Below are 18,316 nucleotides of genomic sequence, written 5' to 3'. Positions count from 1 at the left end.
GAGAATGATAATCAATGAGTTTCAAGTTGTACGTTTATTGGTTCAGCTTAATATCTACTTATTTGATAACAAAAAACTTACTTTTGATAGATATAACGTTTTACCGGTCGGCCAATTGATAAATAAGTTAAATAACTTTCAAGTTCGCCTAGTTCTTCCAAATAATCAAGATATTTTTTTAATGATATTCTTGATAAAGTAATTAATTCAACAATATCACTCATTGAGAATTCATTATTATAGCTAATGATTACCTCTCTAACCTTTTTTAATGTTTGGCTATCGATACCTTTAGGTAGATTTTTATAATGAATAGTTGGTTTTGCAAAGATACGATCGTCTAGCTGATGTTGATTAAGTATTTTTGATGATGATAATAAACGAATTCGTTCTTGGTATGAAATGAGTGCTGTTCTTAATCGTTCAAAAGTAAAAGGTTTAACAATGTAATCAATCACACCTAACCGTAATGCTGTTTGGATATCGCCAGTATTACATGCGGCTGTAACCATAATTATATCGATTTGTGGATAACTAATACGTATATGTTGTAAAAGTTCAAGACCATTTAATTTTGGCATAAAGACATCAAGTAAAATAAGATCAATATGGTTATCATGGATAAAATGTAATGCTTGTTCTCCATTATTGACATTGGCAATAAGATTGAAACCTGAGATCATTTGTAAATATTTTTTGTTTAATTCAGCAACCATAGGGTCATCTTCAACTATTAAAACTTCTATCATGAATTTCTTTCTCCCTGTAGATCTCTTTTAGAGGCAATAATACTTTAAAACAGGCGCCTTTTTTATTATCTACATCACATAATTGAATATGACCATTTAACTCATCGATGCTTGCTAAAACTAAATAAAGTCCAATACCTCGATTATCCCCTTTAGTTGAATATCCTTTTTGAAAAATGTATTGTGTATCTTCTTCTGAAATACCATTTCCGTTATCAATAATCTCTATTTGAAAGGTATTATTGGATATAACTAAATTTACATTTATCTGTTTCTCATCTAAAAATTGAACAGCATCTAAACCATTATCAATAAGATTACCAAGGATTGTTATTAAACTATGAGTCACAGAGGTATTGGGAATAAGTTTTAATTCACCATCCACATTTAAAGATAGACAAACACCTAATTCTCTCGCTCTGCTAAATTTGCTATTTAAAAAACCAGCAATAATAGGATCTTTTATTGTTTGACTAATCACATTTGATTCGGCTTGTTTATTTCCTATTATTTCTTCTAAATAATCAATTAGTTCTTGCTTGTTATTGTTGAATGCTAAACCATAAATTACATGCAATTTATTGTTGAACTCATGGGATTGAGAACGTAATGCATCAGCATATCGATTCACTCCGGTAAGATTTTCGGCCAATTGTCGAACCTCAGTCATATCCCGAAACGAAGCAATGGCTCCAACTAAAGATTCTTTTACAAACAAGGGGGTTCTATTGGTAAGAATCACGACACCATTGATATTTTGCTCACAATCATATTGAGCAACACCCGTCATCATGACTTCATATAACCGAGTATTGGGAATGATGTCGTCAATCTGTTGTCCAATGATATTCTCTTTACTATTACTAATGCGTAATATGCGCCTTGCTTCATTATTAATTTGGGTTATATCCCCTTGACGATTAACCACAACAATCCCTTCTTTAACCGTTCTGATGATTGCATTTCTCTCTTCAAAAAGCTGCGCTATTTCTAATGGCTCAAGTCCATATAGGATTTTTTTTATATTACGGGATAATAATGAGGCTAAAATGATGGCAATGACTAGGGATGCAACTAATGATAACCAAATAGGTTGACTTGTCCTTGCTGCTAAATGGTCAATTTTTTTTAAGGTTTGACCTACTAGTACTCCGCCAATTTGCTGATGATGCTCATTAAAAATAGGGCTAAATGCACGAACAGAATCACCTAATGTTCCTTTAGCGATCGATGTATAAGATTCACCTTTTAATGCTCTTTGCTCATCCCCCCCAACAACGAATCGACCTATTTTATTTTTATCAGGATGAGAATAACGAACACCTTGCATATTGAAAATGACAACAAAATCAACTTGCGTCAACTTTCTAACTTGCTCAGTATTTGTTTGAATAAAATCTAGATTTAGTGGGATTGGGTTTTGTATTCTATCAATAAAATCAATTGAATTTGAAATTATATTAGCAACATTTTCAACTTGTTGACGAGAATTAGTTAAATATTCATCGTTCACAATGTGGATAATATAAATATTTTGCGCAATAACTGAAAGTATAAATACTAGACAAATTAAGCTAATGAGTTTAAATTTTAACGTCAATCGATTAAAAAGATATTTCATTTTATTATTCAATTTATTAATACTAACATCATTGTACTAAGGTATTAAATACCTACTAACAAAAAAGATTATTAGTAGGTATATTTGAAATAAATTAGATAATTTTAGAATGGTCAATTAATATTTAGCTGCATTTTTTACACTTTCTGCAACTATTTTTGCTACATTTGGTTCAAAGGCATTTGGTAAAATACAATCTACTGATAATTTATCATTCGATACAATGCTTGCTAAACCTTTGGCTGCGGCTAATTGCATTTCTAACGTAATATTTTTGGCTCTTGCATCTAAAGCCCCTCTAAAAATACCCGGAAATGCTAGAACATTATTGATTTGGTTAGGATAATCACTACGCCCTGTACCAACAATATAAGCTCCAGCCGCTTTGGCTTCTTCTGGAAAGATTTCAGGTGTTGGGTTAGCCATAGCAAAAATAATCGATTTTTCTGCCATTGTAGAAACCCATTCAGGTTTTAATACACCTGGTGCTGAAACACCGATAAATACATCTGCATTTTTTACTGCATCTTGTAAGGTTCCTCGTTGTTTTGAACGATTAGTTCTTTTTGCCATTGCCATATGATGAGAAGGTAAAGAACTATCATCTTCAGATAAAATTCCTATTTTATCGACTACTTTTAGATCTGTTACCCCAGCAGCTAATAGCATATCTGCAATAGCAATACCTGCCGCGCCTCCACCGTTTATTACCACTTTGGCTGATTCAAGTTTTTTATTTGCAACTTTCAGGGCATTATATAATGCAGCTAAAACAACAATTGCAGTGCCATGTTGGTCATCATGGAAAACAGGAATATCTAAAATTTCTTGTAAACGTTTTTCAATTTCAAAACAGCGTGGAGCACTGATGTCTTCAAGATTAATGCCACCAAAGGATGGTGCAAGCGCAGCAATATGTTTAACAAGTTCATCTGGGTCTTGAGTATTTAACGATAAAGGAATTGCATCTACATTGGCAAATTGTTTAAACAATATCGCTTTACCTTCCATAACCGGAATCGCTGCTTCTGGTCCAATATTACCAAGTCCTAATACCGCAGAACCATCGGTAATCACTGCCACTAAATTACGTTTACTTGTATATTCATAAACAGATTCAGGATGTTGTGCGATCTCTGTACAAACCGCTGCTACTCCAGGCGTGTAAGCAACACTAAGATCCGACATTGAATTAACGGGTACTTTTGAGTTGATTTCAAATTTACCATGCATTTGTTTACTAATGGCTAAAGCTTTTTCTTGAACTGTTTTCATGATTATTCCTTTCTGATTACACTTAAAAACTATTAAATTAATAACTAATATTTTTGTTGTTTATATTGTATTAATTACTTTTAAAATCATAGTTCTCATTACTTTTATAATATTATACAACTACATATGTAAGTATCTTAATAATGCTGTGGTACATATTACCATTAAAGCCCCTCCTAATCTTGTTGCAACTTGTGCAAATGGCATTAAGTTCATTCTATTTGCTGTTGACAGTATCGCTACATCACCCGTTCCACCCATACCACTTTGACATGATGAGATGATTGAAGCTTCAACAGGATACATTTTTAGGAAAAAACTACAGACAAAACCTGTCATTGATACGGTAAATACTACAGAAATAATGGTTATAAAATAAGGAATAGTTAAAACATTTACAACACTGTTTAAATCAATATATAGTAGACCTAGGCCAGTCATTAAAGGGAAAGTAAAATTACCCGAGATAAATTTATACCATTGTTGGCTACCACGTTCGACACTTTCAGGTAATAAACGAAAATATTTAACAAATGCAGTGGCAATAATCATTAATACCGGACCAGGGAAATGAGTTATCTTTTCTAAAATCATACCAAATATGAATAATGTGGCTAAAATCATCACCGCCCCACTCATTGCTCTGGCGTCTAATGGCGTTTTATCTTCTTTTAAAGCATCAGCTAAACCATCAAATTCAATTTTTACTAATTGCCCATGGCCACTTAAATGAGGTTTAACTTCACCAATTCGACTCATTATGGCGGTAAAGGTAATTGCAAAAAAGTTACCTACTACGGTTGCAGGAATTAAAGCACTTACAAATTTATCATAATCCTGCTCAAGGATATTACTATAAGCGTTAGACAGTTGTAATACGCCTTCACCAATTCCTCCAGCCATAACGGGCGAAACAGTATAGAAAAAAGCATGTTCCCAAGTATCACCAAAAGCAACGGCAACACAGACACCGACTAAAGCAGCTAGACACATACCAAGTAACATCGGAATCATCATCCGAATAAAACCTTGTATTAAAATGACTCTATGCATACCTAAAATACTACCACATACTAAGCTGGCAATATAAAAGAGTAGGAAATTAGAGTTTCTCATTAACATGTTGGCCGCAGATAAAGTATTTTCATCAAAAACACCGCAGTAAACTAATAGTGACGGTACAATTAACGATAAAATTGCCGGAGCTCCAAATTTTTTAAAAAAAGGTATATTTTGACCTACTGTTCCTAAAAACCAACCTAATGGTAAAATAACAGCAAATCCCCCAATCAGTGTTTTTGGCAACATATCTAATTGGGCAGCAATAATCACAATAATTGAACAAATCGCAAAAATGGGTAAGGGTAGCGATCCTATGTAAATTTTGTTAATTTTGAAATCCTTCGTCATGCTCATAACTCAACCTTTTGTTGTTTAACTTCGCTTTGGAATCTTAAACAGTATAGTTGTTGATGAAAAATTCAGAAGAATAAGAAAGTTATATAACTAATTATGTAATTAATGTAAGTCATTTAACTATCTTTCAAAACATTAAATTTTTAAATAATAGTCATTTAGGAAAAACCGTATCTAAGTAAGCACTCTTGCACTTGCTTTTTTTGTAAAAAATCGATAAATAATTTTGCATCAATATTTGTTGGATTGAGTAGGGCCATACTGTATTCAATAGTAGGAAAAAGGTGATTAGGTATTTCAATAACCGTTAATTGGGCATTTTGTTGTATTAAGGGAGCATAATTAGCATAACCAATATAAACATTTATCGTATTATTTAAAAATATTGAATAAAAATAAAGTACAAAATTACTTTCTTAATAAAAAAGCGGTAATTAATACCGCCTTGAGTTTACTATAAAGTTATTAATTTATATGGAGTTAGATTAAATTAATCTATTTTTCTACTTTAGTCGTTGCATAAGGTCCATATAATATTCCATTTGCTTTTATTGGATTTGGTGTAAATAATCGTGCCGTAGCAACTCCAGAAATTGCAATACTGTGATCTCTGACAGTATCGGTGATTTGTGTAATTGCAGCAGAAATTAAACTCGATATTAGACTATTGCTAGATTGTTGATTTTCTAAACTTGAAGCAGATGCAAAGCCAGTCCAAAGAATCTTTTCAGAGCGGGCATCGACTAGTTTTGCGTCTAATGTTACCCGTGTGTCACTTTGAATGACTTGATAATTCGTTCCATAATTTTGGATATTGATATATAAAACAGCATCAGGATTAAAGATTTGTCGTATTTTTGCTAGGCTAACCGATTGTATCTCATCCGCAACGGTTAATCCATTTTGTTTAAATACTTCATTAGTTAAGTTAACTGGAAAAACATAGTATCCAGCTTCTGATAGTGGCAATGTTACTTGTGAAAAAACCCCAAAGCTGGCATTAATTTCGTTTGACTGATTGGTTGGTAATAAGACCAATATAGAAGCGGGTTTGCTTTCTTTAAATGCGGTGTAATCGTAGTTTTCTTTTTGTGTTGAACAACCAACTAGCATAAAGAGTGCGAATAAAGTTCCTAATAGAGCAATAAATTTATTATTCATTAATTAACGTCCTTGATATTTGCGTTCAACAAACTCAATAAAGTTTTTGGATTCTGGAAAAAGTGTTTTTTCCAATTCAAATTGTTCCATAGCTTTATTGTTGTTTCCTTGAGTTGTATATAATAATCCCAAGTGAGCATGTAACCCCGGGGGAATAGGTTTATTGGCTGATTTTGCTTTTTCAATGGATTTTTCTAAAGCTAAGATTTGTTCAGAATAGCTTGATTTATCAGGTTGATTATAGTTATAAAGATTTTCTTGATAACCATCCCAATAATAGATTGTATTTGAAGATTGGCAGCCACTTAATAACAACAAAACTCCTGAAAACAATAAATAGGTAATATATTGTTTTTTTAACATTATGATAATCCTTTAATAATTGATTTTTAATTTTTTATTTTGTTGCAGGTTTCCATGCACCATTATTTAATCCATTAACTAGATTATTAATCGCTTCTCGAATAGCGAGATCCAATACTTTTCCGTTGAGAGTTGAATCGTAACTAGCTGTGCCACCAAAACCTATAACCTCACGGTTGGATAAACTGTATTCACCTGCGCCTTGCACGCTATAAACCACTTGAGATGTATTAATATCTATGATGTTCAAATTAACTTTGGCATAAGCAATCTGCTGTTTACCCTTTCCAAGAATTCCCCATAACTGATGATCCCCAACTTCTTTGCGTCCAAACTCAGTGATATCACCAGAAATAATATAATTGGCGCCGATTATGTTTTGCTTTTGTTTTTTATAATTTGCTTCAGCAGCCAGTTCCCCCATATTTGTTCTATCTAATACATTGAAATGATTAGTTTGCTGTAAATGACTAATGAGCAATGTTTTTGATTGATTACCTAACCTATCAACTCCATCTGAAAATATACCATTTTGATAATTAGAACGGTTTTCAAATTTACCTACAGCAATACTGGTTTTCACACCGTTATATTGTGAATTATAACTATTGACTGTTGGGGAAACGATGGTTTGTGATGACTCTTTAGCACAACCAATTAATAAACTACTAAAAATAATAATTCCAACTAATTTTTTTGTATCCATGTCTATCTTGTCCTTTTTTATTAAATGATGAATATTTACCCATAAATAATATAATAATAATGACCATTATCAATAATAATTTAGTCATTATCATTAAATTTTAATAATTCGACTGTTAGATTAATTATTGTAATATTCAAGTCGGCGATGAATTTGTTAAACAGTTATATTATTTAAATGATGGCATTACTATAAACTACATTCTTAATGTTATTTAAATTCGCAATAGCATAACAACAATCATGATGCTAAAGATTCCTTAAATAAAGTAACAAGAACTTTAATAAGAGGGAGGGATTGATATTGGTGTCATCTGATTTACAATGGAAAGTAAGTATAATCTACAACAATAATAATTATACTAACAATATATTGTATTGAATGATTTTATTTTTTACTAAAAACAATTACATAATTAAATAAAATATACTCAAACGTATGCTTAACCTCAAACTTTTTTACAGAATTTTATACATTACGGCAATCTTATTGGCGTACTAAACACTCCTGAATTTTATCTACTTCTTTATTTAGAGCCTCAATAACCAAGTCTGGATGAGCTCTTTCAACCGTTTTGATATACTCAAATCCATCATTTATTGATGAGCCAGTATATTGCTGAGCTTGCTTAATATTACTAAATAGGTAATTAATACCATTTTTATTACGAGTAGTCGTTAAAGTATAACTTATAAAATATTTTGAGTAATATTGATAATCCGTTACAGCATTAGCAACAACATTATTACCTTCAACAAGTTTTATTGTGTCACCACCACTGACAGTAATTGATTGATGATTATTCATATTGTAATAAGACCACCAATTTGAACCATAATAATTTTCATTAGTAAGTACTACAGGACTATTATCAAGTTCTTGAGCGATGCAGAGTGATAATGAAGAGCGAAGTATGGTGATAGGTCTTGATGTACTATATTTCTTCAATATATCTATTCCTGACGAGTTTTGACCAATTTCTACTCCTTCAGTTTGATAAATTGACATCATTTTTTGAGATGTACAGCCAGTTAGCAAAGCAAATATTGTAAAAATTCCAAGTAACTTTTTCATGTAACGCCCTTTTTAGGATAAGCTAATTAATTCTAGCTGTTTACGTATTGATTTGCTAGTGTTTGCATAAGGAATAAGACTATTAATCAAAAATAGAACGTTTATTGATATTAATTCAATAAGATATACTGTTAAAGTGCAAATTAGAAATGTGAGAGAAATAAAATTTCTCTCATTTGTTATATTAGACTTCTTTACCTCGTAATTTACGAGATAATTTTTTAAATCCGTGAGTAAATTTTTTAATTGCCATTGCCATAACGGGTACTTTAATTTTGATATTGAAACGTTCTTTTAGCTCGATAGCATCATTGGCCTTAGTTAACCAAATAAAGCCCGAATTGGTCAAATCAATTGCTTTAATCTTTCCTTCTGGCGTTAAAATAAAATTACCACCATGTACGTCATTCGAAACCAAATTATAACTATGTAATTTTTCAATACAATCCTTTACTTGATCGCCATATTTATTCATTTCTTCCCATTTCAAGGAACGACCTTCAACAAAATTGAATATCATATAGTGACGTTTGGTTTTTTTATCAAATGCGACCAAATACAGCTCATAAGCGATGTCGCATTTATCAAGTGAAATTTTTGCTAACTTATGAATTAAATTGAAATAAAAATCACCTGTAATTTTAGCAATAATTCGACGCTCTAAACGTTCTTCTACTCCACCATCAATTTTAAAAATAAATTTGCTTTGATTATGATTAATTAGATAAGTATATCGTTCTAATTTATCGCTGGGATCAAGTAACTCATGATGTCCTTCTTCCGCTAAAAACTGATCAAAAAGTTCTAAATAATTTATTTCATTATTTTCTACATAAGCGAACTTCATATCGCCGCGTTCAATTTCAATAATGTTTGCAAAGTTATTCAAATTTTAAGTCCCAAGATACATCAAAAAATTGGTTTATCTTAAACACTATCAAGCTTAAAGTAAATGAAACTGTCAATTTTTAAGAAGATACGAATTAGGACAAACAATAGAGATCAATGAGTAATTTTCAATTCTACTCCTTAAAGTTAATAGAAAAAGATATATAAATTGACAAAATAAAGAACCAATTATTAATAGTCTATTGGTCTAGTCTGATACCCAATCATCTAAATCTTCTAAATGGAGATATGAGTCATTGATTTTTGCATAAACTTAAAAGTGTTGGCTTTGTTAATGATTCATAATAAATTTGTTTTTAATTTTTGTCAAAATTGATACTTTTCATTTGCAAAAAAAAGATATTTCTTCAACAATTCTATATTGTTATTTAGTTACAAATTATTTTTTATTAGATGGATAGCTAAATGCTATCCATGTTCTGAATATTATCAATTAACAATAAAATGTGATTAAGTTCACATTTTGTTTAAAAACAGGTTGTCCATAGTTGTACATAGTTGTCTATGGATGTATATTTAACTTAACCAATATTTTGGGGTAACCAATGAATATAAACAAATTTTCTAGCACACCACTTTACGTACAAGTGAAAGAGTGGATAAGAAATCAGATATATCGTAATGATTTGAAAGCTGGAGATAGAATTCCTTCAGAAAATGAGATTATGAGCATACTTTCTGTTAGTCGAGGCACAGTTAGAAAAGCGGTTGAATTATTGATTAATGAATCTGTTTTAGAACAAATTCAAGGAAAAGGAACTTATGTAAAAGCTGAAAATATCTCCTATCAATTAGGCTATGGTTTACAGTCATTTGCAGAATCGTTAGAGATGCAACATGTTAAGTTCACTACCGAAGTTATTACTAAAAGAGTTGAAAGAGCAAACGAATATATTAGTGGAAAATTACAAGTTCCAGTTAATTCGAACATTTTTTATATGGAACGGGTAAGAAGCGTTAATGGCGAAAAAATTATGTTTATAGAAAATAGAATCAATTTGTCTTTATGTCCAGAAATAGAGCATGTGGATTTTACAAAATATAGTTTATTTAGTGAATTAGAGCGGATTAGTCATAAAAAGATAGATCACTCGGATTGTCGATATTCAGCCCGAGTGGTAGGAAAAGAACGCGCAGATATATTAAATATTAGCGATATATCTCCAGTTCTTCATTTAGAACAATTAGTTTACTTTGATGATGGTCAGCCAATTGAATTTGGTAATGTATGGTTAAAGTCAAATGTTAACTACTTGGGGACAACACTTAGACGAAAGTAGGAGTAAATTATGGCATTAGTCAATGGGTATACTTTAATAGGTGAAGCTAAAAAACAGAAAACTTTAGCTGGCGCATTTAATACAACAAATTTGGAAACAACATTAGCCATATTAGATGCAATTGAGGAAAGTAATATTCCAAGTATGGTTCAAATTGCACCAACAAACATTGTGTTATCTGGTTACAAATATATTGTAGATATGGTACGTAATCGAGCTAGTACGATGAAAACACCCTTTTGTTTACATTTAGATCATGGAAAAACTTTTGAGGATGTAAGGCAAGCCGTTGAAGCTGGGTTTACCTCAATTATGATTGATGGTTCTCATTTACCTTTTGAAGAAAATATTCAATTGACGAAAAAAGTTGTCGACTTTTGTGGTGGATATAATATCCCTGTAGAAGCTGAATTAGGTGCTATTACTGGAAAAGAAGATGATGAGGTTAATGAAGCGGATCGTAAAACAGATCCTAATCAAGTCCTTGAGTTCGTGAAAAGAACTGGCTGTGCAACACTTGCCGTATCAGTTGGTAATGTTCATGGATTTGAACAACAACCGAAAATTGATTTTGATTTACTGGGTAAATTATCTGATATATCGCCAGTCTCACTAGTTATTCATGGAGGTTCAGGAATTGATGATCAAACTTTACAAAAAATTAGTCAATATAATGTAGTCAAACTTAATATTGGTGGTGATTTGCGTAGAGCTTATATTAGTTCAATTGGTAAACAATATGTTGCTAATAATAATGAATACAATCTTATTAAAGTTCTACTTAAAGCAAAAGGTGATGTTCAGCAAGTAGTTTACAACAAAATATTATCTATGAATTTATTAAACATCCATCATTAAAATAAAAATAGGTGGTCATTATGGAATTAGAACAATTGGATGACAATATTATATTTTTAAACAAAAACTTTTCAAGTCGAGAAGATATGTTTAAATCTATAAGTCATGAATTATTAGATAACAATTATGTGACTGAGCAATATTTAGAAAAAGTTATTCAAAGGGAAAATGAACATCCTACAGGATTTAAGTTGAAAACACTAAATGTTGCTATCCCTCATGTAGACTGCGAATTTGTTAAAAAAGATGGCATGTTTGTTGTAACCAGTAAAGAAGGCATTATTTTTAAAAATGCAGAGACTGATGAGGATCTACCCGTCAATATTATATTTGGATTGTTACTTAAACAATCCGATACACATTTAACTTTTTTAATGAAATTAGCATCATCGTTCAGCAATGACATGATTTTGCAAAAGATAGTTGAAAGTAATAACAAATTTGAAATTAAAAATATTTTAAAAGATATTTTGAAATAAGGAGCATCATTATGAAAAAAAGAATTATTTTTGCCTGTACTAGCGGTATTGCTACTTCAACTATTGCAACGGAAAAAGTCAAAAATTATTGTGCTGAACACGGAATTGAAGTCGAAAACATTCAGTCAGATGTGGCAACGGTTCAATCTCAAGATGGTATGGCTGACTTAATTATTGTGACTTCTAAAGTATCCTATAAGTTAGAAAAAACACCAATTATCAATGGAGTACCTTTAATCACTACAATAGGTGAAGAAGATGTCCTGGCCGAAATCGTTAGGATTTTGAAAGGGGATTGATTATGGCTGACAAACTACTGGAAGTTGTTCAATACATATTAGGATTTGGTCCGACCGTCATGTTGCCTGTTGTGATCTTTATTATGGCACTTTGTTTAGGTGTAAAGATAGGTCGGGCAATTCGTTCATCATTAACCATTGGTATGGGTTTTGTTGGTATTTTTGTTATCTTCGACCTATTGGGTACGAGCCTAGGCAGTGCCACCTCGGACTTAGTTGAACATGCAGGAATTCATTTACCAGTAATCGATTTGGGATGGCCTCCATTGGCAGCAATTGCTTGGGCATCTCCGATTGCACCTTTTGTAATACCAATGACCATTATTATTAATATTGTAATGTTAACCCTAAATTGGACTAAAACAGTTGATATTGATTTGTGGAATTTTTGGCATTTTACCTTTGTTGGTGCATTAGTTTACAGCAGTACTGGTAGTTTTATGTATGGGTTAATTATAGCAGGCATAACTGCAGTAATAACCTTTATTCTTGCTGATTGGTGTGCCCCTATGATTCAAAAATATTTTGAATTACCGGGTATATCATTACCGACACTTTCTTCTGTCATTTTCTTTCCTATCGGTGTATTAGGCAATCTAATATTAGATAAAATACCAGGATTGCAAAAATTACATGCTGATCCCGAAACTATTCAAAAAAGATTTGGTATATTTGGCGAGCCGATGATGATTGGATTTGTGATAGGAGGGGCAATAGGAATTGCAGCAGGTTATGATGTTAAAGGTATTTTAAATTTAGCTATCAATCTTGGTGCTGTAATGTTAATTATGCCGAGAATGGTTAAATTGTTAATGGAAGGATTATTGCCATTGTCTGATGCGGTAAAACAATTTTTGAATAAAAAGTTTCCTAACAGAAAAAACTTATACATCGGCTTGGATATTGCTGTTGCTGTTGGTCATCCGTCCGTACTTTCCACTGCATTATTATTAATTCCTGTCGGCTTGATTTTATCAATTATTTTACCTGGCAACCGACTATTACCATTAGGTGATTTAACAAATATTTGGGTGCCTATATCAATGGTGGTATTAGCTTGTCGTGGTAATATCGTCAGATCATTTATCATAGGTATACCTTGTTTAATTGCTAATCTTTATGTTGCTTCATCTGTAGCACCAATTATTACCAATATTGCAAAAAGTATTAATTTTCCAGTAAAAACCGACGGTGAATTTTCAAGTCTATTAGATGGTGGCAATCCTTATCGTTTTTGGGCAGTCAAAGTATTTGAAGGAAATTATATTGCTCTAGCTTTAATTCCAATAATATTTGTGACTTGTTTCATATTGTATCGTCATACAAAGAAATCTTGGGATATAGCCTAAAAAATAACGTACACCCATATTATTAATCAATGTATTAAATCAGATAAGTTAACTTATCTGAATAGGGAAAGCTACAATTTTTTTAAAGATAAGTTGTTTCAAATATATAAATAAATTGAATTTTTTATTTTGGGTGTACATTTGATTTGCTTGAAAATAATAGACAAAAAGAGTAAATAAGGAGGTTAATATGTATTCAATTGGCGTTGATATTGGGACGACAAATTGTAAATTGTGTGTTTTTGAATTGCCATCTTTAAAACTAGTAAATAGCTTTTCTTTTGTTACACCAAAAGTAATCACAAAATATGGTTCTGATTTTGATATTACAGAGTTATACAATCAATTAGAAAAAGGGATAATTGAGATAATTGGCTCACTTTCTGATCCTGAACAAGTAAAAAATATTGCGATTGCTAGTGTGGGTGAGTCTGGTGTTCTTATTGATGAAAAAGGAGATGTTGTAGGTCCTGCTATCACATGGTATGACACAAGGACAAAAAATAATCTCGCGGATATTAATACAAAATTTAGTGATGACGAACTTTATACCATTACAGGTATTCCTATTCATAGTAATTATAGTTTAACTAAAATTTTATGGATAAAAGAAAACTGTGATATTAACCTAAATAAAGTTAAATGGTTATGCATAGCCGAATATATTGCATATAAATTAACTGATGTTAAAAAAGCTGAACCTTCATTAGCATCAAGAACCTTGGTTTATGATTTAAAAAACCATTGTTGGTCAGAAAAAATTTCGTCAATTTTTAAAATTAATAACTTATTTTCTGATTTTGTTCAATCAGGTAAAAATATTGAGAAATTAAAGTCATCATTAGCAAGTAAACTTAATTGTAGTCAGCCTATTTATGTATCAATTGGTGGTCATGATCATATGTGTGGTTCTATAGCCGCTAGACTTAAATCAGGAGAAATACTTAATTCGACTGGTACTACTGAAGGATTGTTGCTTTTACTTAAACAAGCTAATTTTGATAAAAGCTTTTTAAACAGTCATTTGTCAAACGGTCAATATGTAATTGATGATTTATATACTCTTTATGCATCTCTTCCTTCGGCTGGATATAGTATTGAATGGTTTAAACGGACTTATTGTGTAAGTAATGAAGATTTTGATCTACTTATCGAATCACTATTTAATAAACTCTCCGATATTAACTATATAAAGCAGAAGTTAAATATTTTCATTCCACATTTACGTGGTAGTGGCCCTCCGAAACGTAATATTGATTCTAAAGGCTTATGGTATGGTTTTGCTGAAAACAGCTCTTTACAAGACACATTGTTGGCTATTTTTCAGGGATTATGTTTTGAACTAAAAAATATACTTATAACTATTGAGAAACTAACTTCTACTCATCATCCAATAATAAAAGTGATAGGAGCAGCTGCAAAAAATCCAGTTTGGTTGCAGTTAAAGGCCGATATTCTTGGAAGAGAAATAGTATCTTGTAATATCAAAGAAGCCGTATGTAAAGGGGCAGTTATGTTAGCGGGGTATCAAAATCATTATTTAGATAAAGATATTGATAATCAATTTGAAAATCAAATAGTCAGATATATGCCTAATCAACAAATAACGCAATATTATGACCAAGTATTTAATAACTATTATCAACCATTTTATGATTTAAAAACTCAATTAGAATTCCATCGAAAAAAGGGTAATTAAAATGAAAGCGTCAGTGTGTTATAAGCAAAATGATTTAAGAACAGAAGATCTTCCTATTCCTGAAATTTCCGATAATGAAGTATTAATAAAAATGCTTGCATGTGGTTTATGCGGTACTGATATTCAAAAGATTCGTGGTGATTCAGTCAATAAACCTACAGTTTTAGGACATGAAGTTGTCGGTGAAATTGTCAAAAAAGGTAAAAATGTTAGCAAGTTTGAGATAGGGGATAGAGTGATCACTGCTATACATGTCCCTTGTTTTACTTGTCACTATTGTAATAAAGGACACTATACGATTTGTGAACAATTTAGAACCAATAATATCGATCCCGGTGGATTTGCTGAGTTTATTCGTATCCCTAAATTACATTTGAACCATTTAACTCATAAAGTTTCAAATAATGTAACCGATGAAGAAGCTACATTAATCGAACCTATTGCCTGTTGTTTACATGGATTAAAGCAAGCAGATATTAGACCAAATGATAGTGTTTTAATCATGGGAGCAGGAACAATTGGGATATTACATGCTCAATTAGCCAAGATTAAAGGCGCCAATAAAGTGATTGTCAGTGATATGTCAGAATTTAAATTACAAAAAGCACTAAAAGTTGGTTGTGATTATGCAATAAATATTAAGGAAAAAAATATTAAAGATGAGGTGAATAAAATCACTGATGGTCAAGGTGTCGATGTAATAGTTATTGCTGCTGGTGTTTCCTCTTTAGTTGCAGATGCTGTTAATATGGTGAGAAGAGCTGGTAAAATAATTGTATTTTCAGGATTTGATAAAAATAAATTAGTCACACTTGATGTCAGTCGTTTTTTCAAAGATGAGATATCCATTATTGGAACCTATTCCGTTACACCGTATGAGTTTCCAGAAGCGTTAGATCTGCTTGAAAAAAGGAAACTCAACACAGAAGAGATGATAACCCATGTTTATCCATTAAAAAAATTGAGCGAAACTATTGATATATCAACGAATCCTGAGCAGCCAGTATTAAAAGTTATTATTAAAGCTGAAGTTTAGAACAGTATTATTATTTATATTTACTAGACTTTTGAAATTATGAAATGAGTAAAATTTAAAGTAAGGTAGCACCGATGAAAAAGATACCGATTATTCTGATTTTAACAGTATTATTGTTTAACTTTTTTTCTATTAGTTATGCTTTATATTTAAATTTTACTGAATATCAATTTGATATTTTGTCAACGTTACTCTATTTAGTGATATTGTCTTCTATCGTATTTTTAATCAATTTAATCATTAAAAAAAATACTAAAGCACCGATTTTTCTATCTTATTATTTTGTTCTTTGCTTAATTACCACTATGGCAGAAATTACTTATCTGTCTTACCAAGAAATAGGAACTAGTAATAACATGATCTACTTTCTAATCTATTTTTCACTTTTTATTTATGTCACTAAATCAATTAGTCTAAAAAAATATTTTTCTACTAAAAACAATTAATAATGATTTTTCTAGACTGAAAAATATCAATTTTTGCTTTATCAGCCATGGTTCAACAGATTTGAATCAACTACAATAATTTTAATAATGTTTGTAAACTTCTCGACTTCTTTTAAAAGAAATACATCGGATTAAGTTAATAACTAAAGCATATAAAAATATATTTATACACAATCAGTGTTATCATACCCAATTTGTATCTTAGTTATAAAAAATATTATTATGCAAAATAACGCTGTAACATGGTTTTTATATATTATTAGAACATCTAACCAATCATTGTATACTGGAATCACAACAGATGTATCTAGGCGGTTACAGCAGCATCAAAATGGTCGTGGCGCTAAATATCTAAAAGGTCATAAAGATATTTATGTTGTTTATCAAATAAAAGTTGGCGACAGGTCTACCGCTTTAAAATTAGAGTATCGTATAAAGCAACTTTCCAAGCTGAAAAAAGAACAATTGGTTGCAAACTCTCCAGACTTAACTAATTTATTAACATTACTCAATCAATAATCGACTAATTAATTTTATGCAAAGTTTTGGATTTATAACCGCAATCTATTTGGATTTATTATTTACTTTATCAGTTAATATTTAGAATATCGACATCAATTGTAATGGTGGCGCTTTAAGGGCATTTATCTGTTGGTTGAATTCAGATAGTTGTCGTTTCCAAAAATCAATATCAGTTATCCATGGAAAGGCAATAGGAAAGGCTGGATCTTGCCAACGCCCAATAATCCATGCCAGATGATGAATTATTCGCATTGCTCGTAAAGGCTCAATCAATTTAAGTTGTTCTTTATCGAAATCATAAAACTCTTGATACAATTCAAGCAGTTCATCTAACTGTAGGCGTTGTTCTTGTTGATTACCATAGAGCAACATCCAAAGATCTTGAATTGCTGGGCCATTACGAGAATCATCAAAATCTAAGAATATAGCATTATCATCACGCCACAAAATATTACCAGCATGGCAATCAGCATGTAATCGTATTGGTTGCCAATCATTATGCCAATATTGTTCAATCGTTTTGATCAGCTTGCTCAATACTGTTTTGAGATCGAGTTGAATGCTATTGGGAATATAGGTTGAGGATAATAAGATCTCTTGCGGGCGATAAACATATTCCTCAAGTCCAATAGTTGGGCGGTATGAAAAAGTTTCAGTTGCACCAATTTGATGTATACGACCAATCATCGTACCTACCGATTCCATTTGATTTGGATTATCCATTTCATAGGGTCTACCACCCAAACTAGGAAATAAAGCGAATAGATAGCCTTGATATTCATGTAATGTCTTATTATTGATTACGAGTGGCGACACTACAGGAATATCAGCACGGTATAATTGTTCAGTAAATTGGTGTTCTTCAAGTATTTGTTCTCGACTCCAACGATGAGGACGATAAAATTTTGCAACATAACGTTTATGTTCTTCATCGTGAAATTGATAGACGCGATTTTCATAACTATTTAAAGCCGTTAAACCCGAATCTATATAAATGCCAATTGAAGCCAAACTCTCGACAATAAGATCGGGTGATAATAATTGAAATGAAAATGCTGAACTATCCATTGAATG

20 protein-coding genes are annotated in these 18,316 nt (G+C 31.3%); 9 read left to right on the top strand and 11 right to left on the bottom strand.

The genetic code is table 11. The annotated features are described in order from the left end of the window. Positions 1-77: 77 nt before the first annotated feature. The 10 genes from H3S88_RS00600 to H3S88_RS00555 form a co-directional block, all read right to left on the bottom strand. Entirely contained in the window at positions 78-749 is a 672-nt protein-coding gene (locus H3S88_RS00600) for a response regulator (RefSeq protein WP_065737692.1), read from the bottom strand. Beyond that, positions 727-2,370, bottom strand: a complete 1,644-nt coding sequence (gene dcuS, locus H3S88_RS00595; protein ID WP_198226448.1) for a DcuS/MalK family sensor histidine kinase — start codon at positions 2,368-2,370, stop codon at positions 727-729. The genes H3S88_RS00600 and dcuS overlap by 23 nt, the downstream gene beginning before the upstream one ends. Before the next feature lie 117 nt (positions 2,371-2,487). Next, on the bottom strand, positions 2,488-3,651 hold the full coding sequence (locus H3S88_RS00590) for an NADP-dependent malic enzyme (protein ID WP_370528580.1): 1,164 nt from the start codon (positions 3,649-3,651) through the stop codon (positions 2,488-2,490). A gap of 114 nt (positions 3,652-3,765) precedes the next feature. After that, complete coding sequence (locus tag H3S88_RS00585) at positions 3,766-5,061, bottom strand: 2-hydroxycarboxylate transporter family protein (RefSeq protein ID WP_198226452.1); 1,296 nt, start codon at positions 5,059-5,061, stop codon at positions 3,766-3,768. Positions 5,062-5,219: 158 nt separating this feature from the next. Then, the gene (locus H3S88_RS13470; protein ID WP_198226720.1) at positions 5,220-5,447 is read right to left on the bottom strand and encodes a substrate-binding domain-containing protein; all 228 of its coding nucleotides are present in this window, start codon (positions 5,445-5,447) and stop codon (positions 5,220-5,222) included. Positions 5,448-5,556: 109 nt separating this feature from the next. Next, complete coding sequence (locus H3S88_RS00575) at positions 5,557-6,222, bottom strand: DUF799 domain-containing protein (protein WP_086327327.1); 666 nt, start codon at positions 6,220-6,222, stop codon at positions 5,557-5,559. A gap of 3 nt (positions 6,223-6,225) precedes the next feature. Continuing rightward, a complete protein-coding gene (locus tag H3S88_RS00570; RefSeq protein ID WP_198226454.1) occupies positions 6,226-6,585 on the bottom strand; it encodes a DUF4810 domain-containing protein in 360 nt (119 codons plus the stop codon). Between the two features lie 34 nt (positions 6,586-6,619). After that, on the bottom strand, positions 6,620-7,291 hold the full coding sequence (locus tag H3S88_RS00565) for a CsgG/HfaB family protein (protein WP_198226456.1): 672 nt from the start codon (positions 7,289-7,291) through the stop codon (positions 6,620-6,622). A 486-nt stretch (positions 7,292-7,777) separates the two neighbouring features. Beyond that, a complete protein-coding gene (locus H3S88_RS00560; RefSeq protein ID WP_086327326.1) occupies positions 7,778-8,365 on the bottom strand; it encodes a hypothetical protein in 588 nt (195 codons plus the stop codon). A 184-nt stretch (positions 8,366-8,549) separates the two neighbouring features. Beyond that, complete coding sequence (locus H3S88_RS00555) at positions 8,550-9,254, bottom strand: lipopolysaccharide core heptose(II) kinase RfaY (protein ID WP_039127007.1); 705 nt, start codon at positions 9,252-9,254, stop codon at positions 8,550-8,552. 565 nt (positions 9,255-9,819) lie between these two features. Here H3S88_RS00555 and H3S88_RS00550 point away from each other — a divergent pair. From H3S88_RS00550 to H3S88_RS00510, 9 genes are all read left to right on the top strand, one after another. After that, positions 9,820-10,554, top strand: coding sequence for a GntR family transcriptional regulator (locus H3S88_RS00550; RefSeq protein ID WP_039127009.1), 735 nt, complete (start codon positions 9,820-9,822; stop codon positions 10,552-10,554). Between the two features lie 9 nt (positions 10,555-10,563). Further along, positions 10,564-11,412, top strand: a complete 849-nt coding sequence (locus H3S88_RS00545) for a class II aldolase (protein ID WP_025314740.1) — start codon at positions 10,564-10,566, stop codon at positions 11,410-11,412. Between the two features lie 20 nt (positions 11,413-11,432). Next, on the top strand, positions 11,433-11,891 hold the full coding sequence (locus tag H3S88_RS00540; RefSeq protein WP_198226458.1) for a PTS sugar transporter subunit IIA: 459 nt from the start codon (positions 11,433-11,435) through the stop codon (positions 11,889-11,891). Between the two features lie 11 nt (positions 11,892-11,902). Continuing rightward, positions 11,903-12,190, top strand: a complete 288-nt coding sequence (locus tag H3S88_RS00535) for a PTS sugar transporter subunit IIB (RefSeq protein ID WP_025314742.1) — start codon at positions 11,903-11,905, stop codon at positions 12,188-12,190. A 2-nt stretch (positions 12,191-12,192) separates the two neighbouring features. Continuing rightward, positions 12,193-13,539: a PTS galactitol transporter subunit IIC gene (locus H3S88_RS00530; protein WP_039127019.1), complete on the top strand. Its 1,347-nt coding sequence runs from the start codon at positions 12,193-12,195 to the stop codon at positions 13,537-13,539. 190 nt (positions 13,540-13,729) lie between these two features. Continuing rightward, a complete protein-coding gene (locus H3S88_RS00525; protein WP_198226460.1) occupies positions 13,730-15,238 on the top strand; it encodes an L-fuculokinase in 1,509 nt (502 codons plus the stop codon). A gap of 1 nt (position 15,239) precedes the next feature. Further along, the gene (locus H3S88_RS00520; RefSeq protein WP_198226462.1) at positions 15,240-16,274 is read left to right on the top strand and encodes a zinc-dependent dehydrogenase; all 1,035 of its coding nucleotides are present in this window, start codon (positions 15,240-15,242) and stop codon (positions 16,272-16,274) included. Positions 16,275-16,348: 74 nt separating this feature from the next. Continuing rightward, positions 16,349-16,720, top strand: a complete 372-nt coding sequence (locus H3S88_RS00515; RefSeq protein ID WP_025314746.1) for a hypothetical protein — start codon at positions 16,349-16,351, stop codon at positions 16,718-16,720. A gap of 222 nt (positions 16,721-16,942) precedes the next feature. Beyond that, positions 16,943-17,239: a GIY-YIG nuclease family protein gene (locus H3S88_RS00510; protein ID WP_025314747.1), complete on the top strand. Its 297-nt coding sequence runs from the start codon at positions 16,943-16,945 to the stop codon at positions 17,237-17,239. Positions 17,240-17,320: 81 nt separating this feature from the next. On the opposite strand, the gene H3S88_RS00505 is transcribed toward H3S88_RS00510, so the two are convergent. Further along, complete coding sequence (locus H3S88_RS00505) at positions 17,321-18,310, bottom strand: serine/threonine protein kinase (RefSeq protein WP_198226464.1); 990 nt, start codon at positions 18,308-18,310, stop codon at positions 17,321-17,323. Positions 18,311-18,316 lie beyond the last annotated feature (6 nt).

The sequence above is a fragment of the Gilliamella sp. B14448G11 genome (assembly GCF_016101765.1).
Classification (GTDB): domain Bacteria; phylum Pseudomonadota; class Gammaproteobacteria; order Enterobacterales; family Orbaceae; genus Gilliamella; species Gilliamella apicola_N.
Note: the sequence above shows the minus strand (reverse complement) of the source record. Positions and strands in the feature narration are given on the sequence as shown.